The organism is Actinoallomurus sp. NPDC052274 (assembly GCF_040679475.1).
Taxonomy (GTDB): Bacteria; Actinomycetota; Actinomycetes; order Streptosporangiales; family Streptosporangiaceae; genus Actinoallomurus; species Actinoallomurus liliacearum.
In genome coordinates this window covers 75,385-95,761 of sequence record NZ_JBFAUT010000021.1, presented here as the reverse complement: position 1 = coordinate 95,761, position 20,377 = coordinate 75,385, and the positions used below count along the sequence as shown (strand labels likewise).

The window sequence follows — 20,377 nt, the reverse complement described above, 5'->3', positions numbered from 1 at the left end:
CTGTGGGTGGCGACCTTCACGAACGCGCGCCGTAGCCACGCAGACCCGCCTCGAGGAGGTCGAAGGCGCGTTCCGCATCGGCCACCGCGTCCGGGTACGCCCCATCGGCGCTCTCGCCGCCCAGCACCCGGCGAACGTTCTCGTCGACCAGCGCCTCCCGGGCGCCGATCAGCTGGGCCGCCGCGACATCCACGAGCACGCCACCGGACCCGGTCGACCGGGCGAGCTCCTCGGCGAGCAGCCGCCGACTGCGGCGCCCCAGGGCGAGCGCCCGCTGGGTGAGTGCGGGCGTGTCACGGAGAAGGCGTTGGACGCCGAGCACGCCCGGGGTGTCGTTGAGCCCCGTGGACGGGTCCCGGCGAGCGAGCGCGTCCAGGAAGTCGCGACGCAGCGCCGCGACGGCCGACTCATCGCGTGCGCGATCGCGAACGACGCGCGCCGGCTCGTCGACGTGGGGCTCGAGCGGTCTGATCACCAGGTCTTCCTTGGCGGGGAAGTAGTTGAAGACGGTCATCTTCGAGACGTTCGCCGCGGCGGCGATCTGCGTGACCGTGACGTCGTCGAATCCATGCTCCAAGAACAGGCCGATGGCGGTCTCCCAGAGGGTCCGCGCCGTCTCGAGCTTCTTGCGCTCGCGCAGTCCGAGTTGGTCGCTCATAGCCAGACTGTATCAGGTCAAAATTTTTTCTCGGAAAAAACTTTGACTCGGTATATATTCTTTCCTAGAGTCGTCGCATGACCTCAAGCTCCACAGCCCGGACCCGGCGCGAGGTGCTCGCCGCGCTGCACCGCCGCCCCGTCGTCACCGCCGTCGTCTTCGGCGTGACCGCCCTGGTCAACCTCGCGCAGTTCGCGGTACCGGGGCTGCTGACCCATCTCCAGCGCACGCCCGCAGGCCTGCATGGAGAGTGGTGGCGCACCGTGACCTCGCTGTTCGTCCAGGACGGGGGCCTCGTCGGCACCGCGTCGAACCTGGTGTTCCTCGCGGTCATCGGTGCGATGGCCGAACAGGTGCTCTCCCGACCCCGGTGGCTGCTCCAGTACTTCGGCGTCGGCATCGCGGCCGAGTTCATCGGCTATGCCTGGGATCCGGTCGGCGGCGGCAACTCGATCGCCGTCTGCGGCCTGGCCGGCGCCGTCGCGCTCGCGCTCTGGCGCGACGACGACCGCCTCCCCGCCTTCGTCCCCGAAGCGCAGATGATGTGGTGCGGCGTGCTGATCGGCACGATCTCATCCGTACTGTTCATCCCCGCCGTCATCGGTGGAGCGATCGCCGGAAACCTGGCCGACCGTCAGCGACGACGCGGAGTGGCAGTGCACCGCTACCTGGCCGCCGCCACCGTGCTCACCGCCGTCATCCTGGACGTCGCCCGCAACATTCACGGTGGGGCGCTGACCGTCGGCATCGTCCTCGCGCTCGTCACCGGGCTCCCCCTACCGCCGTGCCGAACACCAGGCGTGAATCCGCCGCGACGGGTCGGTGTTCCGGGACGGCCAGGGGCTCGAGGCCCGACGGTCGACCGACCGGCTCAGCGCTCCAGTTCGGCCAGGTGGGCGGCGGCCGCGTCGATGTCGTCCTCGGCGAACACCGCGATCCCGCTCCGCTCCAGCAGGGCGGTCGTCACGCCCTCGCCCGGCACCGTCGTGCCGCTGAAGCCGCCGTCGTAGATCCACACGACGCCGCAGGAGGGACTGCGCTCCTTCAGGATCGCCATCCGCACGCCCTGGGCGCGCGCCTGCTCGAGCGCGTGCCGCGCGCCCTTGAGGAAGTGCGCCGTGACGTCGGTGCCGTCGGGGGTCAGCACCCGGGCCCGCCCGTCCAGCACGTCGCCGCCCAGGCCGCCGTGGATCTCGGCGGGCGGGCGCGGCACGGGCAGCCCGCCGCGCACCTCCGGGCAGACCGGCACGAGACGCCCCTCGGCCCGCCACCGCGCGAACAGGTCGTGGTCGCTGCGCTTGGCGGTGCCGTCGTAGCGCACCGGCGTGCCCAGCAGACACGAGCTGACGAGGATGCGTTCCATCGGCTTCAGCGTAGGTCAAACCTGGAATACACAGATGTGACGACGGTCTCATACCTCGGCGACACCTGGGCGTGCCAAGCTCTGATCATGAGTTCGATGCAGGCGGATCTCCGGCGGGGACTCTCCTTCGTCCGCCGGGTCGGCAGAACCCGCGAGAGCGTCGTCGAACCCGAGCTGCCCCCCGCCCGCGTCGTCTCACTGCGCCGGCGCGGCGAGGTCACCGTACGGGCCGTCGAGGGCCCCGCGCCCGTGCTCCTCCTGCACGGCTGGGCGCTCACCGCGGACGTCAACTTCTGCCACCTCATGCCGCACCTGTCCCAGGGCATGGTGGCGATGGACCACCATGGGCACGGCCGCGGGCCGAGCCGGCCCGGGCGGTTCCGCATCGAGGCCGCGGCCGACGACCAGGCCGCGCTGCTCGACGCCCTGGGCATCGACGAGGTCGTCGTGTGCGGCTACTCCCTCGGCGGCCCGGTCGGTCTCGAACTCGCCCGCCGCCACCCCGACCGGGTCGCCGGCCTGGTCCTGCAGTCCACCGCCCTGCGCTTCGACAGCCCCGCCGACCGGGTGACCCGGCCGCTGCTGAAGGCGCTCCGGCCGCTGACCCGCTTCGACGTCGGCCGTACGGCCCCGCTGCGCTACTTCAGCGACACGCGGGACCGCAGCGAGGAGACGGCCCGGCTGTGGCCCTGGCTGCGCCGCGAGCTCGTACGCGCCCATCCCCGGGCGATCGTCGACACCATGCTGGCGGAGTACGAGTTCGACTTCCGGCCGCACGCGCCGCAGCTCGCCGGGCTGCCCACCGCCGTCGTCCTGACGACGCGGGACCGCGCGGTGCCGCCCGCCGACCAGTACGAGATGGCCCGCCGCCTGGACGCCGAGGTGCTCGAGATCGACGACGACCACGACGTCTTCCTCGCCGACCCCGAGACCTACGTCGCCACGACCCTGGAGGCGATCCGCCGCGTCACCACCTGACCGTCGTGTCGGTCAGGTACTCCGAGGTGAACGCCGTACGGTCGCCGTCGCGCGTGCCCGGGACCGGGAACAGCCGCGCCGACAGCGGCTTGCGCAGGCGTACGGCCAGGGCGGTGACGTCCAGCAGCAGCCGGGCGATGGCGTCGGCGGAGCTGTCGCCGGGCAGCGGCACGGTGTCCAGGCCGGTGCCGCAGACCGAGGAGTACGCCAGCAGGTCGTGCAGGCCGATCCGGCCCTCCTCCCAGCGCCGGGCGAGCACGACGTCCTCCATCACCGGCAGCATCAGCCCGTTGTAGCCGCAGGTCGGCAGGTCGGTGCTCCGGATCCCCGCGGTCAGCGCGGCGGCGACGGCGAGCGTGCCGGGCGCGCCGAACTCCCCGGTGATCTCCTCGAACGCGGCGCCGATGCTGTCCGCGCCGTTCGGGGCCGGCGACAGGTCGATCCCGCCGAACGCCACGCCCAACTCGGCGGCCACCCGCTCGGCGAGCCGCACGACCGGCGCGGCCTCCTCGGTGACGGCCGCGGCGAAGCGCTCGGTCAGGCCGTCCAGACCGCCCTTGGCCGCGGCGGAGCGCTCGGTCAGGCCGTCCAAGCCGCTCTTGGCCGCGGCGACCGCGATGCTCGCGCCCTGCAGGCCGACCGTCAGGTTCGCCGGCCCCTGGTGGTACGCGGCGGGGAAGAACGGGCTGCCCGGCGGGACGCACGCCAGCACCGCGAACCGGAAGTTGCCGAAGCCCTCCTCCGTCTCGTTCGCCAGCCGCAGCATCGCCTCCGCCGCCGGCCGGGCCGCCGCCGTGTTGCCGTCGAGCCGGACGGTGCAGTTCAGCGCGTCGTTCCCGATCAGCAGATCCGGGATGGTCTCGACCCCCGACGTCGCCGGGCCGAGCGAGCAGTACGTCAGGCCCGCGTCGTCCAGCGCGGCCTGCAGGTCACGCGCGTACGCGGCGGTCGGCGTCATGTCGTCGAACACGGGACGGGTGGACAGGCGGAGCGTCTGCACCTCGTATCCGGCGTCGCGGAACACCGCCTCCGCGCGGCGCAGCGCGTCCGCGCCCTTCGCGACGACGTCCGCGGCCAGCGGGTGCGGCTCGGGCACCCCGAGGGTGAGCGTACGGATCGGGACCATGCTCAAATGATGTCAAAGAACCCGTCGGCCACCAGATCGGGCAGCACGGCGAGGGCCCGGGCCCGTACGATCCCGGCGTCGGCGCCGGTGAGCTCGGCGATCGCGGCGAGCAGCGGGCCGAGAGGCAGGTCGCCGTCGCAGGCCCCCGCCAGCGCGGCCTCGACCGTCCCGACCTGGGCCGCGCGGCGCAGCCCGCGCGTCTGCCGCAGCACGATCCGCTCGGGGTCCTCCGCGCCGGGCGGGCCGATCTGCTCCTGGACGACGCCCGGCGCGGTGCGCAGCGTGGTCGACGGGGTGAGGTGCGGCCGGGCGCGTACGACCTCCCGGACATAACCGCCCACGGGCTGGTCGACGGCGTGCCGCAACTCCTCGACCCGTACGTCCTCGCCGCCGGAGGCGTGCAGGGTGATCCAGCCGAAGCCGACGCCGGTGACCTTGTGCGCCTCGAAGTAGTCGAGCCAGGCGTCGTAGCGGGAGCGGTACTCGGGCGAGCCGACGTCGCAGGAGTCCCGCAGCCACAGCTCGGCGTACTCCGCGGGGTCCTGCACGTCGCGCTGGACCACCCAGCCGTCGACGCCCTCGATCCAGTCCGCGACGCGCTCGCGCCAGTCCTCGCCCTCGACGTGCAGCCAGTTCGCCAGCAGGTGGCACCAGCCGCCCGGCGCCAGGTGGGCGGGCGCCCGCCGGACCAGGCGCCGGCACAGCTCGTCACCCGGCAGCCCCGTCTCCCGGTACTCGAACCGCAGGTCCGGCGAGATCACGAACGGCGGGTTCGACACGATCAGGTCGAACGTACGGCCCGCGACGGGCTCGAACAGCGCACCCTCCAGCAGCTCCGCGTCGATCCCGGACAGCGCGAAGCTCAGCCGGGCGAGGTCCAGGGCACGCGGGCTGACGTCGGTGGCGGTGACGCTCCGGGACCGGTCCGCGAGGTGCACGGCCTGCACGCCGGACCCCGTACCGAGGTCCAGCACGTCGCCCGCCGGACCGCGGACGACCAACTGCGCCAGGTTGTTCGACGCGCCGCCCTGCCCGACGACGTGGTCCGGGTGAAGGGGCGCGCCGCCCGGCCGGGCCTTCAGGTCGGAGACGATGTGGCCGCGGGCGGACGGCGGATCGCCGACGCCGGACGCGGACTCGACCGGTTCGACGTGCAGCAGCGCGCGGACCTCGCCGCCGGACCGCTCGACCAGGCCGAGCGCGGCCAGGTCGGCGACCGGCAGCGCCGACTCCGGCACCGGCACCTGCAACCAGAACAGCCGGACCAGGGTCTCCAACGGAGTGCCGCCCCGGGTGGCCCGCAGCGCCGGGACGATCTCGTCGCGGGCCAGCGCCGCACCGGCGACCGGCCCCAGGAGGTGCCGCACCCCGGCGACGGTGTAGTCGGCGTGCTCGAAGAGCCCGCGCACGCGCGCGGCGGCGCCCTCGTCGACGGCCATGCTCAGCCCAGGAACTTGACGAAGCCGTTCGCGAGGGCCTCGGCCATCTGCTGGCGGCCCTGCGCGCTCTTCATCTTCGCCGCGTCACCCGGGTTGCGCATGTTGCCCGCCTCGATGAACACCGCCGGCCGCGTCGAGACGTTCAGCCCGCCGAGGTCGCCGCGGACGTCGATGCCGTCCTTGCCGAGGTAGGTGGAGTACGGGATGCCGGTGCCCTCGTGGAAGGCGTCGCGTAGATCCTTACCGAGTTTGCGGGACGGCGCGAGGATCGCGTCGTTGTGGCCGCTCTTGATCTTCGCCGGCTCGATGATGTGGAACCCGTGCCCCTTGGCGGGCGCGCCGTCGCCGTGGATGGCCAGCACCGCGTCGGCGTTGGCGCGGTTGCCGATCCGGGCGCGCTCGTCGACGCACGGGCCGACGCCGGTGTCGCTGTGCCGGGTCAGCACGACCTTGGCGCCCTTCGCCTGCAGGATCTTGGCCAGACGGTTAGCGACGTCCCAGGTGAACGCGTGCTCGGAATAACCGTCGTTCGTGGCGGTGCCGGTCGTGTTGCAGGGCTTCTTGCCGTTGTAGATGTCGACGAGCTTGTTGATCTCTTTGGGGTGCTCGGCGTTACCGCCGTTGTGCCCCGGATCCAGCACGATGACCTTCCCGGCGAGGGGACCCTGCCCGCTCGGCCCGCCGGTCGGCGACGGAGATCCCGAGGAGGCCGGCACGGCGTGCGAGGTCGCCGACGACGCCGTCGGCGGAGCCGCCGACGACGAGCCGCCGGAACCGCAGGCGGTCAACCCGCCCGCGAGCACGGTCATGACCAGGGCGCTCAGCGCCCTGCCGGAGCGAACTATCGAAAGAGGCATCACGACCAGTCTGCCAAACCGTTCCTAGGAACTGAGCACGGGTTGTCGGTACTCGGCCGGACGCTCCGAACGGTGTTGGGCGTCCTGGTTCCCCGCGTTCGGTCCGTGTCCGGGCGGCGCGGATCGTGTCCGTGGTCCCAGGATACGGCGGCGGGGTTCCTCACGCCGCGGGGCGCCCGGTGCGGCCTGGACGGTCCGATGCCCCTGCTCATCGCTCTGGTGAGCAGGGGGCGGTGCCATCCGTCGCCGGATCGGGTGCCCCAGGGCGCGTCGTCCGATCGCCACCGCCGCCGCCTCATGGCGGGTAACGGAGCGCCGGGTGGTCGTCAGCGGGCGCTGCCAGTGCTGGGCCCCCCATTTGGAGGTCTAGGCGGCGTCGACGGCGACAACGGTGACGCCGAGTTCAGCAGCCATCGCAGCCAGCCTGTCCCGCAGCTTGCCGGTGGGCATTCCGGAGATCAGTTTGCGGAACCGCTTGCGGTGCCCGTGTTTTTCACGGGTTGCCTCGGCGGTGAAATTCAGGTCTTCGATCGCGATAGTCAGGTCGTGCCGCCGCGCCCAGTGCAGCAGGCGGGTGAGGGTATGCCGGATTTGAGCGTCACGGTGCTGACTGCTGCCGGACAGGTCGTAGTCGAACCTGCGTGGCTCACCGACGGGGTTGCCGTGGGTGTCCAGTCGCCAGGCGGCCAGGTGGTCAGCGTTGGTATCCACCCCGACCACGCATCCAGCCCGAACGGTTTCCAGCGGAACGGTCTGGGCCTGTGGAACCGTCCACGAGGCGGTCACATGCCAGCGGCCACGCCCCACATCCTCACAGATGCGGTAGGCGACCGCCCGATTCGCGGCCACGCGGTCGCGCCACTGGTGGCCCCGGTGCGGGAAGGACACCCGCGCCGTCAGAACGTATCGGCCATGTCTGGCGTTGGCCAGATACGCCAACGGCGCCGGAAGCTTGATGCTGACCTGCCCGTCGGGGGTAATGCGGATGGTCTCGTTGCCGTACGGCTTGCCGGACTCACCATCAGCGGTCAAGAACCGACGCTCGGCCTGCCAGCGTTCACGCCATTCGGCCTTGGTGAGCTGGGCGGCGTCGAGGTTGTGCCGGGTACGCAGCAGCCGTTTACCGCCCCGCACGACTCGGACCCGCCCGACCTGATAATCGGCCTGTAGGCGCTGGAGCCGGTCCTGAAGCAGGCGCAGACGCCGAGTCTTGGCGAACCATTCCTGGGCGCTGCGATAGCCTCCCGGCGCTTTCTTGGAGCCTTTCTCACCGATCGGCAGGGACAGGCGGTGCGTGATCGTAGCGATCCCGGCCTCGAGACTGCGGATGTAGGCGAGTTGGCTACGCCGCGCTAACGCCCACTGATCATGCGTGGCCTTAGTGATCGAACCCGCCCATCGCGACGACGACTCAACCGTCAAAGCCCGTTTCCGGTCCGCCCACTGATCAGTGTCGTGTGCCAGCCCAGCCGCACACCGGGCCTTCAAATCACGCGAGAACAGCGAACCGAGATGGTCCCCCACCAGCCGCAGCACCCGCGCATCTCGAGCCGTCAGGTCCTTGAACCGATCGCGTACCGCCACACCGGACGGCCCCAGCGCGACGAACGGCACCTGGATGGGGCGTACGTCAGTCATGGCGGGCCGCCGATACAACGTCTCGGCCCTCGCACCAACCCCGCCAAACTCACACGGCAACCATAGCCTCACTCAGAGGCACATTGCGCACACTTCTCCGCACTCAAACAGTCGGCGATCCACCGGGAAGGCTGTCGCCATGAACGGCGAGTGGCCGCCGTCGCTCTCTCCGCGCTGAGTCGGGCGACGGCGGCCACGCCTGAGGCCGGTCGGCGGCCGCCGACCGCACGGAACGGCCGCCCCCGGCCGCCCGCGACCCACCGGCCACCGCCACCGGTCAGCGGACGGCGCTCTCCTTGCCGAGCAGGACGGCGAGGGCCCTGGCCTCGTCGGCGTCCAGGCCGAGTACCACGCGAGGCCGGCCCCACGGGTGGTCGATCGAGTGGCTGACGTATCCGGCGACGGACTCCGTCACCTCCTCGATCAGCCCGCGCGCGTGCCGCCACTGCGACCAGGCGCGCTCCAGCTCACTCGCCGCCCGCTGCGCGGATGACACAAGCTCCGGATCACGCACGATCGCCCCCTGGCATCTCTCGGCTCCGCCCGCCCGCCGCCCGGCGGTCCCGGGTCCGTGCCCCGGCCGTCCCCCCGAACAGGACCGGTGGCACTCCCGATGACGGACCCGCCGGGCGGCGGTCACGCACCCATTAAGGCGGGCGCGCCGACCGCCGGTACGCGGGTTCGGCGAGGCTTGACGACGCCCTTACCGACCGGAGACCACGGCCGGACGAGAGGCGCCCGAAGGTAGATCGGCGATGCCGTACGGGAGTGCGTCCCGCCGGACTCAGGGATGCCGCACCGGAATCCGCCCCGGATCTCGGCGGTGCCGTACCGGAACCGGCCCGCCGGAGTCAGCGATGCCGTACCGGGACCCGGCCCACCGGATCTCGGGGATGCCGTGCCGGAACCCGGCCCGCCGGATCTCAGCTCGGGACGGGGCCGGTGGTCGAGCGGATGACCAGGTGGGGAACGACCAGGGTCTGCTTCGGCACCCGGAGCGGGTCGTCGATGCGCGCGCACAGGCGCTCGGCCGCGACCCGGCCCATGTCGCGGCGGGGCTGGTCGACGCTGGTCAGCGCGATGTGGCGGATCGCGGCCAGGTGGGTGTTGTCGTATCCGACGATCGAGATGTCGTTCGGTACGCTCAGGCCGCGCTCGTCGGCGGCGGACAGGACGCCGGTGGCGACGAGGTCGTTCGGCGCGAAGATGGCCGTCGGCGGCTCGGGGTGGTCGAGCAGCTTGTGGGCGGCGCGGTAGCCGCCCTCCTCGGTGAAGTCGCCGGGCTCCACGACGATCCGGTCCTCCAGCCCGTGCCGGCGCATCGCGTGTTCGTACCCGGCCCTGCGGTAGTGCGCCGTCGTCGAGGGAGCGCCCTCGATGTGGGCGATCCGGCGATGGCCGAGCTCGACGAGGTGGTCGATCGCGAGCCGCCCGCCGAGTTCGTCGTCGTCGACGACGATGTCCACGCCCTCGATGTCGCGCTCGCCCACGACGACGACGGGGACGTTCTTCGCCGTGTCGGTCAGCGTCTCCGGCACGACGCTGAGCAGCACGAGCCCGTCGACGCGCATCTCCAGGAACGCCTCGACGGCCTCCGCCTCGAACTGCGGGTCCCAGCGTCCGCTGCCGACGAGCATCCGCAGCCCCGCGCCGTGCAGGCTCTCCTGCAACCCGTCGAGGAACTCGGCGAAGAACGGGTTGTGCAGGTCGGCGACCAGCGCGCCGATCAGCCGGGTGCGGCCCTCGACCAGGCTGCGGGCGACCGCGTTGGGGCGGTAGCCGAGCTCTCTGGCGGCCTTCAGCACGGCCTGCCGGCGCGCCTCGCTGACGTGCGGTGACCCGCGCATGACGAGCGAGACCAGCGACTTCGACACGCCGGCGCGCTCCGCCACATTACGGATGGTCGGCTTCGCCGCCGGCACCTTGGGCACGGCCGCCTCCTGGCGTGGGTCCTCGGGCATTTGGGGGTTCTCCTGTCCCGGCGACCGCCTGAATCAGGGACAGATACCGGCGGACCGCCGCAAGGGAGGAGATGCCATGATGCCCTCCTATCGCCCTTCACGCCCCTGACCCTCAGTAATGGGCATGCATGGAAGGGATTTCGGGCCAGGTCACTACATCTGGTCTAGGCGCTGACCAGCCATTGACCGAACCACCGCCGGAAAGCCTGCTCCGATACGCTTCCACTGTGGGTGATCGCGCAACCGCTCCGGACGAGCAGCCGGAGCCGCCCCGGCGTTCTGGCGGCGGCCGACCGGCCCGACGTCGGCTGAGCGTCGACGAGCGCCGCGAGGAGCTGATCTCCGCCGCCCTGGAGCTGTTCAGCGACCGGCCGCCCGAGGAGATCTCGATCGACGACGTGGCCGACGCGGCGGGGGCCTCCCGCGCGCTGGTCTATCACTACTTCGGCGGCAAGCAGGAGCTCTACCTCGCCGCGCTGCACACCGCCGCGAAGCAGCTCGGCGAGCTGCTCGACCCGCCCGCGGAGGGCCGGGGCCTGGAGCGGCTGGCCGTGTCGCTGCACCGGTACTTCGACTTCGTCGAGCACTACGCCGCGGCGTTCGTCGCGCTGCTGCGGGGCGGTCCGGCCTACCGGACCGGCGAGATCGGCGAGGTCATCGAGGGCATCCGAAACTTCGTCATGAACCGCATCACCGCCACGATCGGCGCGGATGAGCCGGGCCCGATCCTGCGCATCACGCTGCGGTCGTGGATGGCGTCCGTGGAGACCGCGGGTCTCGACTGGCTCGAACACCGTGACATCCCCCGGGACGAACTCGAACGCCTGCTCATCGACCACCATGTCGTGCTGCTCGACGTCGCCGCCCGGCACGACCCCGAAGTGGCGGCGCTCATCGAGCGGCTGACCCGAGAGTCCCGCGCCACCTGATCCCCCCAAAGGCGCGACACGCCGGACAGCGTGGATGCCCCGCCCGACTCGGGCGGGGCATCCATCACCTGGAGTCCGTGCAACCCCCCGGCTCGGCCCCGAAGTCACGGGACCGGTCGAACCTCACGGAAGCTCCCCGACCTGCCGCTGGCGGCGGACCTCCGCCACCTCGCGGCTCATGCGACACGCCCGGCGACGGCCGGCCGTGCGCCCCCCAGTGAACGTCGCCGGCGGGTCCGTACCGGTCACCGACGACTGATCGGGGTGCTCCGACTACTCCGACCGCTGCTGCGGGATCCCCCCCAGCAGAGCGCGGACCTCGGCCTCGCGGTAGCGCCGATGCCCTCCCAGCGTCCGGATTGACGTCAACTTCCCGGCCTTCGCCCAACGGGTGACGGTCTTGGGGTCGACGCGGAACATCGTCGCCACCTCTGCCGGCGTCAGCAGGGGCTCGGCCTCTGGCGTACGAGCTGACATTTGTGCGGCCTCTCCTCCGTGGACCGATGACAGCGATCCAGCGTTTGAACCTCGCGCGTGCCACTGATGTCTCTTATGGTCTGGATGGACCACTTTGACATCACAAGACGTAACCATGCCACCACTGAGCGCAACAGGCAAGTCCCTGATAGCAACTCTGTGATTTTTGGTGGTCGAGTCACGCTGCGTGATTCTAGCGACACGTATAGTCGCATCGCGCGGTGATTCGGCTAATTTTGCTCAGTTGGCGGATTCAAGAGCTCGTACAACCCGCCACCGGGCGGTCACGCGCTTGTGCATCGCGACGGCGACCTCGGCCTGCCCGGTCTCCAGTCCCATGATCGCAGCAGCGATCTCTCCGACCGACTCATCGGCGCGCAACGCCGCGTCGTCGAGCAGGTGCACCAGTCCGCCGTAGTCGAGTTCCACCAGGGAGTGCGGGTGAAACTCCTCGAGCCAGCGGCCCACCGACTCGACGTCCCCGAGGTCCAGCCCGTCGCCCACCTGACGCCGCAGGACGCCTCGGGCGCGCGCGACACGGCGGCGGGCCTGGGCCATCGGCGTCACGTAGATCAGCGTGCGGGTCGGCGTGGCGGTCGTCGGGCCCCCGGATCCGGGCTCCGCCTGACCGCCGAGCACCAGCCAGCGCTCCTTGGCCACGAACGGCAGGAACCAGGCGAGCGGCACCTGCCAGGTACTGGACAGAATGTGCGGGCTCAGCGACCCGGACGACCGCTGCCAGCTCTCGAACGCCTCGTCAGCCTGCGCGGCGACGCGCGGCGGCACGAACATGTCCGCCAGCCCGTCGGGCATCTCCGCGCGGAACCGGTCGAACGCCAGCCATGACCGCAGGCGCGTCTCCCAGGGGCAGACATATGTCACGCCCTCGACACGCCGGACGTACGCGTCACCGCTCTCCCGCGTCGGCGCGACGATGGGCGGAACCGCGATCACCCGCCACAGTGCGCGAGTATGCTCGACGCCCAGCGCGCCGACCCGCCGCGGCCGCTCCTGCGAATCGACGTACGCCGACCACCGGGAGCGCTCCGGTTCGGGATAAGCGGTCAGCGGTTCGTACACCCGGAGGTAGGCGGCGTAAGGCAACACAGCCGCATCGTTACACGGCTGTACGGAAAACGCTCGTCGCCAGGGCCGCCGAGATGCTCCTGAGACCTGTTCGGCGTTTACCGTGCCGCTGCCCGCACACCGGTCCCAGGACGCCTACCCTGATCCTGTCGGACTCATGCCCCGGTGCCGGCCCCGATCGTGCGATCCACGATGATGCGGCCGGCACCAGGTGTTCCGCCCATGCCTCACCCCGGCCATGGGCAGCGTGTGCTCAGAGAGGAGCCACCACAGTGACGAAGGTCTTCGGCACGCCCCACGAGCAGGTCGTCTTCTGCCACGACGAGACCAGCGGCCTCAAGGCGATCATCGCCATCTACTCGACCGCGCTGGGTCCCGCGCTCGGCGGCACCCGCTTCTACCCCTACGGCTCCGAGGACGAGGCCCTGGACGACGTCCTGAACCTCTCCAAGGGCATGGCGTACAAGAACGCCCTGGCCGACCTCGACCTCGGCGGCGGCAAAGCGGTCATCATCGGCGATCCCGCCGTGGACAAGTCCGAGGCGCTGCTGCGCGCGTACGGGCGCTTCGTGCAGTCGCTGCGCGGCCGCTACTTCACGGCCTGTGACGTGGGCACCTTCTCCGAGGACATGGACGTCATCGCGCGCGAGTGCGACTACGTGACGGGCCGTACGGTCGCGCACGGCGGCGCCGGCGACTCATCGATCCTCACGGCCTTCGGGGTGTTCCAGGGCATGCGGGCGGCGGCCGAGCGCGTGTGGGGCTCGCCGACGCTGCGCGGCCGTCGTGTCGGCGTCGAGGGCGTCGGCAAGGTCGGGCACCGGCTCGTCGAGCACCTGCGCGAGGACGGCGCGGACGTGGTGATCACAGACGTCGACGCGGCCGCCGTCGCGCGCGTACGGGCCCGCCACCCTGAGGTCGACGTGGTCGACGGCCACACGGCCCTCGTCGGCTCCGACATCGACGTCTACTCCCCGTGCGCGCTCGGCGCGGCCCTCGACGACGAGACGGTCGCGGTGCTGGGCGCCAAGGTCGTCTGCGGCGGGGCCAACAACCAGCTCGCCCACCCCGGCATCGAGAAGCAGCTCGACGACCGGGGCGTCCTCTACGCGCCGGACTACGTCGTGAACTCCGGCGGCGTGATCCAGGTCGCCGACGAGATCGAGGGATTCGACTTCGATCGGGCGAAGCAGAAGGCGAGCGGCATCTTCGAGACGACCCGGCGAATCTTCGCAATCGCCGCAGACGAGGGCGTACCGCCCGCGGTTGCGGCGGATCGACTCGCCGAGCGACGGATGTCCGAAATCGGCCGCCTGCGAGGCATCCTCCTGAACCCGTGATCGGCGCACGCTGCGGATCCTCCCTCCGGCGAAGGCCGCCGGAGCGGGTACGTGAGCGGTGGGTTAAGCTCTAGACCAGCCGCTGCCGTGCAGACGACGTACCGAGCTAGGCGCAAAACGGGTACGGTTGTATCCGTAGCCGGTGCGTGGGGTGTTGTCGCGCCCGGTTGCGGATGCGTAAGCGAGCGTAAGTGGGGCCGATACGACGGGTCCCCGACCATCGAGGGGGTCGAGCCAATGGGGCGCGGCCGAGCCAAGGCCAAGCAGGTTAAGGTTGCTCGCCGGCTGAAGTACAACAGCGGCGGGACGGACCTGGATCGCCTGCGCGGCGAGCTGGGCGTCAACCAGAACTCGCAGGATGACCATGACCCCTACGACGACGACTCGTCGTACGAAGACCTCGCATCGCGCTATGCGGACTACGCCGAGGACTACGACGAGAAGAAGGACGGCACGAGCAAGAGCTGAGTGCCGTCCCGACGTCTGAGCAACCCGGTCGCCCCGGCCGACCGAGGCCTGAGGGGTATGCCGGGATGTACGACCGAAAAGCGTCCCCGCTGCCAGGGCGGGGACGCTTTTCGTAACACCCGTTCCGGGTAGACCCGCGCCCGCCGCGCGTTCTCCCGCCACGGCGCACGAGTGCCGCAGGTGACCTCCGTGGCGCACGGCGGCAGGCCGTCCAGCACGAGCGACGAACCAGCCACCCGCACGGCCCGACCACCTCAGACGGACGTCTCGCGGCTCGGCCGGCGCCCTGGGGCCTGTGCAGCATCCGATCCCCTCTAGGCGCATCCGCCCACGCGCGGCGCCTCGGCTCCCGTTGTCCGACGGCGTGCAGAACTCTCGGAAAACGCGGCCGTAGCCACTTGATTTGTCACATCTCGTCCGATTCGCGACGCGGAACCGGAGACGTTCCCCGAGCCATTCGCCCACCCATCCGCCACCAAGGCGCTCCGGCGCCGGCCCGTGAGCAGACCGGCCAGCATCAGGTCTCTACGTAGCAACATGACCTTGCCGTCGTTATGACCGGGCGACTGCGGCGCTTCGGGCGTTTGACCGGCCATACCGACGGCGAGGTGGCGACAGCGACGGCGATCCGCTTGCTCTTCCCCGCCTCCGAGGGCCGACGGCGCGCAGAACTCTCGGAGAACGCTTCCCCAAGCCACCCGGCCTGCCGCATATCGCCCGAGTCGCGACGCGGATCCTGCGCGTTCGCCGAACCTTCCGGCCGCACCGGTGCTACGGCCCACGCGGTTCGGCACGGACGGCACCGTAGGCGGCGCCCTTGGCGCGCGGCGGCAAGCCGTTCGGTGTGGGCGGCGCAAGCGCCAACCCACTTGGGTGGCGGGGGCCACCGGCGGCACCAACGCCACGAGGCGCGCACGTAGCATCAGGAGTCACCTGAGGTGCCTCGGCTCGTGTACGGCTCCGTTCCTTCCGAGGGGCACCCGGCGTAGGACGCCTCGGCTCGCGTGCCGCACACTCTGGGCTCTTCGGCGCGCGGGCACGTCGGTGGCACAGGTGGCTCGCGCGGGGTCCGATGGTGTGCGGAAGTCTCGGGAAACGCGACCACAGCCGCTCGATTCGCCGTATTTCGTCCGAGTCTCGACGCCGACCCGGCAGCGTTCGCCGAGCCCTTCCACCGACCGACCGACCGCGGTTCCAGGCACCGGGCCTCGGTGTGGCGCGAGGGGCACCTTCGGCGCTTTGACGCATGTGGCGCGTGGGCCGCCGCCCGTACGGGGCAGGGGCGCTTCGGTGCGGAGATAAGCCGGGCGGGCGAGGCGGGGATGAGCCGGGCAGGGGCGCTTCGGTGGGGAGATGAGCGGGACGGACGGGGGGACGAGCCGGGCCGGCGGGGCGGGGACGAGTCGGGGCGGTCCGGGGCCGTGGCGTTACTGATCGTGATCGGGTCGCTACGTGACCAAGATTGGAGGGCTGGGTTTGTAGGGGTTCGCTACTGGCACGTTCCACACAGATGTGCCGGATGGCCGAAAATCTCACTCTTCGTACATTTTTGACGCCATGAGCGTTTTTTCAGAAGTTTTCAAGCTGACAGTTGCCTTGACTAACGGCCAGATGCGGTCGTGATCTTTACCGTTTCTTGGGTGAGGATCGGCGTGTTCGAGACCCGTGATCCGGGTCCCAGCCACCCCCGCCAGGAGTCACGTACATGCTCCAACCCCCCACCCGGCGGCGGCCTCGTCGCCTCCCCCCTCCGCTCGCGGCATGGTCCGCGGGCGGACGCGTGGGCGCCATCGTCGTGGCGCTCATGGTGGCCGTTCTGACGGTGATCACCGTTCCGGCGGCGTCCGCGTCCGGCACCCCGGCGAAGCGATCCGCACCGCACACCAAGGCGACCAGTCCGACCGCGCCGGGTCTGCACCCGACCAGCCGGGTCTGCGCCAAGCCCGCGCGGGCCGGCGAGATGGCCTGCCTGGCGTTCGTCCGCGACGACGCCGTCGGGCCGAAGGGCGTGCAGCCGAACAGCACTCCGGCCGGATGGGCGCCCGCCGATCTGGTCGGCGCGTACGCCCTGCCCGACACAGGGGCAGGGCAGACGGTGGCGATCGTCGACGCGTTCGACAGCCCGAACGCCGAGAGCGACCTGGCCGTGTACCGCCAGCAGTACGGGCTGCCGGCGTGCACGACCGCCAACGGCTGCTTCAAGAAGATCGACCAGCGTGGCGGGACCAGCTACCCGCCGCCGGACTCCGGCTGGGCCGGGGAGATCGCGCTCGACGTCGACATGGTCAGCGCGGTCTGCCCGAGCTGCAAGATCCTGCTGGTCGAGGCGGACGACAACTACATGGACAACCTCGGCGCGGCGGTGAACCAGGCGGTCGCGCAGGGCGCCAAGTTCGTCTCCAACAGCTACGGCGGCAGTGAGGGCTCCGACGAGGGCCAGGCCGACGACGCCTACTTCGACCACCCCGGCGTCGTGGTGACGGCCAGCAGCGGCGACGACGGGTACGGGACGAGTTATCCGGCGGCGTCGCCGTACGTGACGGCCGTCGGCGGCACGTCCCTGGTCAAGGACTCCTCCTCGCGCGGTTGGACGGAGACGGTGTGGGACGGCGCGGGCAGCGGCTGCTCCGCCTACGAGGCGAAGCCGTCGTTCCAGCAGGACACCGGCTGCGCCAAGCGGTCGATCGCCGACGTGTCGGCGGTGGCCGACCCGAACACCGGCGTCGCCGTCTACAACGGCGGCTGGCACGTCTACGGCGGCACCAGCGCGTCCGCGCCGATCATCGCGTCGGTCTACGCGCTCGCGGGCACGCCCGCGGCGGGCTCCTCGCCGAACGCCCTGCCGTACGCGCACCCGGGCGACCTCAACGACGTGACCAGCGGGTCGAACGGCAGTTGCAGCCCGGCGTACCTGTGCACGGCGGGACCGGGATACGACGGGCCGACCGGGCTCGGCACGCCGAAGGGCGTCGGGGCGTTCCGGTCCGGGCCGCACGGCATCGTGACCGGCACGGTGACGGACGGCACCGCTCCGCTCGCCGCCGCGAAGGTCGCGGCGGGCGACGCCACGACCACGACGGACGGGCAGGGGAACTACACGCTCAGCGTCCCGCCGGGGACGTACGACGTGACCGCGAGCAAGTTCGGCTACACCGCCAAGACCGTGAGCGGCGTGCAGGTCGCGGACGGTCGGACGGTGACCGAGAACCTCGCGCTGACCGCGAAGACGCGCGTCAACGTGACCGGCCTCGTACGGGACGGGTCCGGCCACGGCTGGCCGATGTACGCGACCGTCCGCGTCAAGGACGAGCCGACCGCGGTGACCTACACCGACCCGAAGACGGGCCGGTACGCGCTGAGCCTGCCCGTCGACGACACGTACACGCTGCAGGTGGACCCGCTGTATCCGGGCTACACGTCCGACTCCCAGGACGTGCGCGTCGGGTCGGCCGACGCGACGCACGACGTCACGACCCTGGTGGACCAGACGACGTGCAGCGCGCCGGGGTACGGCTTCAACTACTCGGGTGCGACGCAGGGCTTCGACGGCACCGCCGCCCCGGCCGGCTGGACGGTCGACGACAAGGTCGGCAAGGGCCAGACCTGGGTGTTCAACGATCCGGGCGGCCGCGGCAACAAGACCGGCGGGTCCGGCGGCTTCGCCATCATCGACAGCGACAAGTACGGCTCGGGCAACAGCCAGGACTCCTCGCTGGTCAGCCCGATCCTCGACTTCAGCGGCAAGGCGCACCCGATCGTGTCCTTCCGCAGCGACTACTACCACTACTCCGGTCAGGCCGGCGACGTGGACCTCAGCGTCGACGGCGGTCAGACGTGGACGACGGTCTCGCACCACGCGGCGAGCGCCCGCGGGCCGCGCACGGAGACCGTGGACCTGTCGGCGGCGGCCGGCAAGAGCGCGGTCCAGGTGCGGTTCCACTTCACCGGCAAGTTCGGCTACTGGTGGCAGGTCGACGACGTGTTCCTGGGCCAGCGCACCTGCGACCCGGTCTCCGGCGGTCTCGTCGTCGGCCAAGTCCTCGACCAGAACACCGGTGCCGGCGTGAACGGCGCCACCGTGACGTCGGCCGACCGGCCGGCGGAGAAGGCGACCTCGGCGGCGACGCCGGACGACCCGAACCTCGGTGACGGCTTCTACTGGCTGTTCTCCTCGGTGACCGGGAGCCACAGGTTCACGGCGTCGGCGAGCGGCTACTCCGCCAAGGACGCCACCGTGAACGTGGCGGCCGGCTGGGCGACGGCGGCCGACTTCACGCTGGCCGCGCCGCGGATCGCGGTGACGCCGACGGAGCTGACGAAGACGGTCGCCTTGCAGGGCCAGGGCAGCGCGACCCTGACGCTGAAGAACACCGGCTCGGCGCCGGTGACCGCCAAGCTCGGGGAGCAGTCCGGCGACTACCGCCCGGCGGCGCAGGGCGCGCCGCTGCAGAGCGTGAAGGGAGACTACGCGGCGGGCCGGTTCCGTCCCGACAAGAGCGTCACGGCCCGTACGAAGGCCGCCGCCAGGGCCGCGGCGTCGCCGTACGCGCCGCCGTGGACGAGCATCGCCGACTACCCCTCGACGATCATGGACAACGCGGTCGTGAACGTCGGCGGCAAGGTCTACTCGCTCGCGGGCGTCGATGCCACGACCGTCCTCAACAAGGCGTACGTCTACGACCCGGTCGGCCAGGCATGGTCGCCGATCGCGAGCCTGGGCACGGCGCGGGAGGCACCGCAGGCGGCGACGGTCGGCGGGAAGATCTACGTCCTCGGCGGCTGGGGCTCCACCGGCGACGCGGTCGCCAAGACGGAGATCTTCGACCCCGCGACCGGCGCGTGGTCGGCCGGGGCGGACAACCCCAAGCCGTACGCCGGGGCCGGCGTCGGCGTCCTGGGCGGCAAGATCTACGTCGTGGGCGGCTGCCTGGACGCCTGCGGAGCGACCGACGTGCAGGTGTACGACCCGGCGGCGAACTCCTGGAGCTCGGCGGCGGCGTACCCGGAGAAGACCGCCTGGCTGGCCTGTGGCGGTCTCGGCGGCAAGCTGTACTGCGCGGGCGGTTCGTCGGCGAGCGTCAGCAGCAAGCACGCCTACGCCTACGACCCGTCGAGCGGGACCTGGTCGGCCATCGCCGACCTGCCGATCGACCTGTGGGCGATGGGGTACGCCGCGGCCGGCGGGCAGCTCCTGCTGTCCGGCGGCGTGACCAACGGCACCAGCACGCTCACCAACCAGGGCTTCGCCTACCACCCCGACTCGGACTCGTGGACGGCCCTGCCCAACTCCAACAACACCCTCTACCGGGGCGGCGCCGCCTGCGGCCTGTACAAGGTCGGCGGCTCGACCGGCGGGTTCAACGCCGTGAAGAGCGGCGAGACCCTGCCCGGGTACGACCAGTGCGTCGCGGCGGCCGACGTCCCGTGGCTGTCGGAGGACCCGACCGAGGTGACGATCCAGCCGGGCAAGAGCGCCAAGGTCACGGTGACGTTCGACGCGAACGTCGCCGCGATCACCCAGCCGGGGACGTTCACCGCCCAGCTCACGGTCGAGGCCAAGACGCCATACGGCGGGACCTCGGTGCCCGTGACGCTGACGGTGAAGCCGCCGTCGACCTGGGGGAAGATCACCGGGACGGTCACGGGCGCCGGGTGCACCGGGGCTCCGGCGCCGCTGGCCGGGGCGACCGTGCAGATCGACAGCTGGACGGCGGGCTACACGCTCAAGACCGACAAGAACGGCCAGTACGTGCTCTGGCTCGACGTCCGCAACAACCCGCTCACCCTGATCGCGGCCAAGGACGGCTGGGCGCCGCAGACGAGGTCCGTCAAGATCGTGAAGCTGGCGTCCACGACGGCCGACTTCACGCTCAAACCGGATCACGCCTGCGGCTGAGCGGAGCCGCCCTGAACGGTGCACCGGTCGGCTGCCGGTGAGAGGCACGGGCCGTGGGGTCTTCCCCGCGGCCCGTGCGCCGTCCGGGACGGATTCTCCTTGGTCACCGTCCGCTGACGATATGTAACTTCCCGGTTAAATCACCCTGACCAGGCGACGGA

The 20,377-nt window shown here is 71.2% G+C and carries 15 protein-coding genes and 1 pseudogene; 6 read left to right on the top strand and 10 right to left on the bottom strand.

Features of this window, described 5'->3' with window-relative positions:
- Positions 1-16: 16 nt before the first annotated feature.
- A complete protein-coding gene (locus AB0K82_RS19805; protein ID WP_364398737.1) occupies positions 17-658 on the bottom strand; it encodes a TetR family transcriptional regulator in 642 nt (213 codons plus the stop codon).
- Between the two features lie 77 nt (positions 659-735).
- Between AB0K82_RS19805 and AB0K82_RS19800 the strand changes: the two are divergent.
- A pseudogene (locus tag AB0K82_RS19800) lies at positions 736-1,272 on the top strand (rhomboid family intramembrane serine protease); the annotation flags it as partial.
- 257 nt (positions 1,273-1,529) lie between these two features.
- Here the strand turns inward: AB0K82_RS19800 and AB0K82_RS19795 are convergent.
- The gene (locus AB0K82_RS19795; RefSeq protein WP_364398735.1) at positions 1,530-2,021 is read right to left on the bottom strand and encodes a DUF523 domain-containing protein; all 492 of its coding nucleotides are present in this window, start codon (positions 2,019-2,021) and stop codon (positions 1,530-1,532) included.
- Positions 2,022-2,108: 87 nt separating this feature from the next.
- On the opposite strand from AB0K82_RS19795, the gene AB0K82_RS19790 reads away from it, so the two are divergent.
- Positions 2,109-2,999 (top strand): alpha/beta fold hydrolase, encoded by an 891-nt coding sequence (locus AB0K82_RS19790; RefSeq protein WP_364398734.1) that lies wholly within the window; start codon positions 2,109-2,111, stop codon positions 2,997-2,999.
- Here the strand turns inward: AB0K82_RS19790 and AB0K82_RS19785 are convergent.
- The 6 genes from AB0K82_RS19785 to AB0K82_RS19760 form a co-directional block, all read right to left on the bottom strand.
- Positions 2,989-4,125, bottom strand: a complete 1,137-nt coding sequence (locus tag AB0K82_RS19785) for a DUF711 family protein (RefSeq protein WP_364398732.1) — start codon at positions 4,123-4,125, stop codon at positions 2,989-2,991. The genes AB0K82_RS19790 and AB0K82_RS19785 overlap by 11 nt on opposite strands.
- Positions 4,126-4,127: 2 nt before the next feature.
- Positions 4,128-5,564 (bottom strand): class I SAM-dependent methyltransferase, encoded by a 1,437-nt coding sequence (locus tag AB0K82_RS19780; protein WP_364398730.1) that lies wholly within the window; start codon positions 5,562-5,564, stop codon positions 4,128-4,130.
- 2 nt (positions 5,565-5,566) lie between these two features.
- Positions 5,567-6,421 carry an N-acetylmuramoyl-L-alanine amidase gene (locus tag AB0K82_RS19775; protein WP_364398728.1) on the bottom strand — a complete coding sequence of 285 codons (855 nt, stop codon included), beginning with the start codon at positions 6,419-6,421 and terminating at the stop codon, positions 5,567-5,569.
- Positions 6,422-6,787: 366 nt separating this feature from the next.
- Positions 6,788-8,059 carry an IS200/IS605 family accessory protein TnpB-related protein gene (locus tag AB0K82_RS19770; protein ID WP_364398727.1) on the bottom strand — a complete coding sequence of 424 codons (1,272 nt, stop codon included), beginning with the start codon at positions 8,057-8,059 and terminating at the stop codon, positions 6,788-6,790.
- A gap of 277 nt (positions 8,060-8,336) precedes the next feature.
- Complete coding sequence (locus AB0K82_RS19765; protein ID WP_252784072.1) at positions 8,337-8,573, bottom strand: hypothetical protein; 237 nt, start codon at positions 8,571-8,573, stop codon at positions 8,337-8,339.
- 409 nt (positions 8,574-8,982) lie between these two features.
- Positions 8,983-10,020, bottom strand: coding sequence for a LacI family DNA-binding transcriptional regulator (locus tag AB0K82_RS19760; protein WP_364398725.1), 1,038 nt, complete (start codon positions 10,018-10,020; stop codon positions 8,983-8,985).
- Positions 10,021-10,247: 227 nt separating this feature from the next.
- On the opposite strand from AB0K82_RS19760, the gene AB0K82_RS19755 reads away from it, so the two are divergent.
- The gene (locus AB0K82_RS19755) at positions 10,248-10,949 is read left to right on the top strand and encodes a TetR/AcrR family transcriptional regulator (protein ID WP_364398723.1); all 702 of its coding nucleotides are present in this window, start codon (positions 10,248-10,250) and stop codon (positions 10,947-10,949) included.
- Between the two features lie 273 nt (positions 10,950-11,222).
- Here the strand turns inward: AB0K82_RS19755 and bldC are convergent, their stop codons facing one another.
- Together bldC and AB0K82_RS19745 are read right to left on the bottom strand one after the other, a co-directional pair.
- Complete coding sequence (bldC, locus tag AB0K82_RS19750; protein ID WP_141956617.1) at positions 11,223-11,426, bottom strand: developmental transcriptional regulator BldC; 204 nt, start codon at positions 11,424-11,426, stop codon at positions 11,223-11,225.
- 240 nt (positions 11,427-11,666) lie between these two features.
- Positions 11,667-12,533 (bottom strand): hypothetical protein, encoded by an 867-nt coding sequence (locus AB0K82_RS19745; protein WP_364398721.1) that lies wholly within the window; start codon positions 12,531-12,533, stop codon positions 11,667-11,669.
- Positions 12,534-12,784: 251 nt separating this feature from the next.
- On the opposite strand from AB0K82_RS19745, the gene AB0K82_RS19740 reads away from it, so the two are divergent.
- The 3 genes from AB0K82_RS19740 to AB0K82_RS19730 all read left to right on the top strand — a co-directional run bounded on the left by AB0K82_RS19740 (position 12,785) and on the right by AB0K82_RS19730 (position 20,216).
- The gene (locus AB0K82_RS19740; RefSeq protein ID WP_364398720.1) at positions 12,785-13,852 is read left to right on the top strand and encodes a Glu/Leu/Phe/Val dehydrogenase dimerization domain-containing protein; all 1,068 of its coding nucleotides are present in this window, start codon (positions 12,785-12,787) and stop codon (positions 13,850-13,852) included.
- Between the two features lie 237 nt (positions 13,853-14,089).
- Positions 14,090-14,320, top strand: coding sequence for a DUF3073 domain-containing protein (locus AB0K82_RS19735; protein WP_364398718.1), 231 nt, complete (start codon positions 14,090-14,092; stop codon positions 14,318-14,320).
- A gap of 1,780 nt (positions 14,321-16,100) precedes the next feature.
- Positions 16,101-20,216 (top strand): carboxypeptidase regulatory-like domain-containing protein, encoded by a 4,116-nt coding sequence (locus tag AB0K82_RS19730; protein ID WP_364398717.1) that lies wholly within the window; start codon positions 16,101-16,103, stop codon positions 20,214-20,216.
- Positions 20,217-20,377: the final 161 nt, after the last annotated feature.

Bases quoted from the DNA above. Each gene is read 5' to 3' on its own strand.
- AB0K82_RS19805 (WP_364398737.1), bottom strand. From the start codon at position 658: ATGAGCGACCAACTCGGACTGCGCGAGCGCAAGAAGCTCGAGACGGCG.
- AB0K82_RS19795 (WP_364398735.1), bottom strand. From the start codon at position 2,021: ATGGAACGCATCCTCGTCAGCTCGTGTCTGCTGGGCACGCCGGTGCGC.
- AB0K82_RS19790 (WP_364398734.1), top strand. From the start codon at position 2,109: ATGAGTTCGATGCAGGCGGATCTCCGGCGGGGACTCTCCTTCGTCCGC.
- AB0K82_RS19785 (WP_364398732.1), bottom strand. From the start codon at position 4,125: ATGGTCCCGATCCGTACGCTCACCCTCGGGGTGCCCGAGCCGCACCCG.
- AB0K82_RS19780 (WP_364398730.1), bottom strand. From the start codon at position 5,564: ATGGCCGTCGACGAGGGCGCCGCCGCGCGCGTGCGCGGGCTCTTCGAG.
- AB0K82_RS19775 (WP_364398728.1), bottom strand. From the start codon at position 6,421: ATGCCTCTTTCGATAGTTCGCTCCGGCAGGGCGCTGAGCGCCCTGGTC.
- AB0K82_RS19770 (WP_364398727.1), bottom strand. From the start codon at position 8,059: ATGACTGACGTACGCCCCATCCAGGTGCCGTTCGTCGCGCTGGGGCCG.
- AB0K82_RS19760 (WP_364398725.1), bottom strand. From the start codon at position 10,020: ATGCCCGAGGACCCACGCCAGGAGGCGGCCGTGCCCAAGGTGCCGGCG.
- bldC (WP_141956617.1), bottom strand. From the start codon at position 11,426: ATGTCAGCTCGTACGCCAGAGGCCGAGCCCCTGCTGACGCCGGCAGAG.
- AB0K82_RS19735 (WP_364398718.1), top strand. From the start codon at position 14,090: ATGGGGCGCGGCCGAGCCAAGGCCAAGCAGGTTAAGGTTGCTCGCCGG.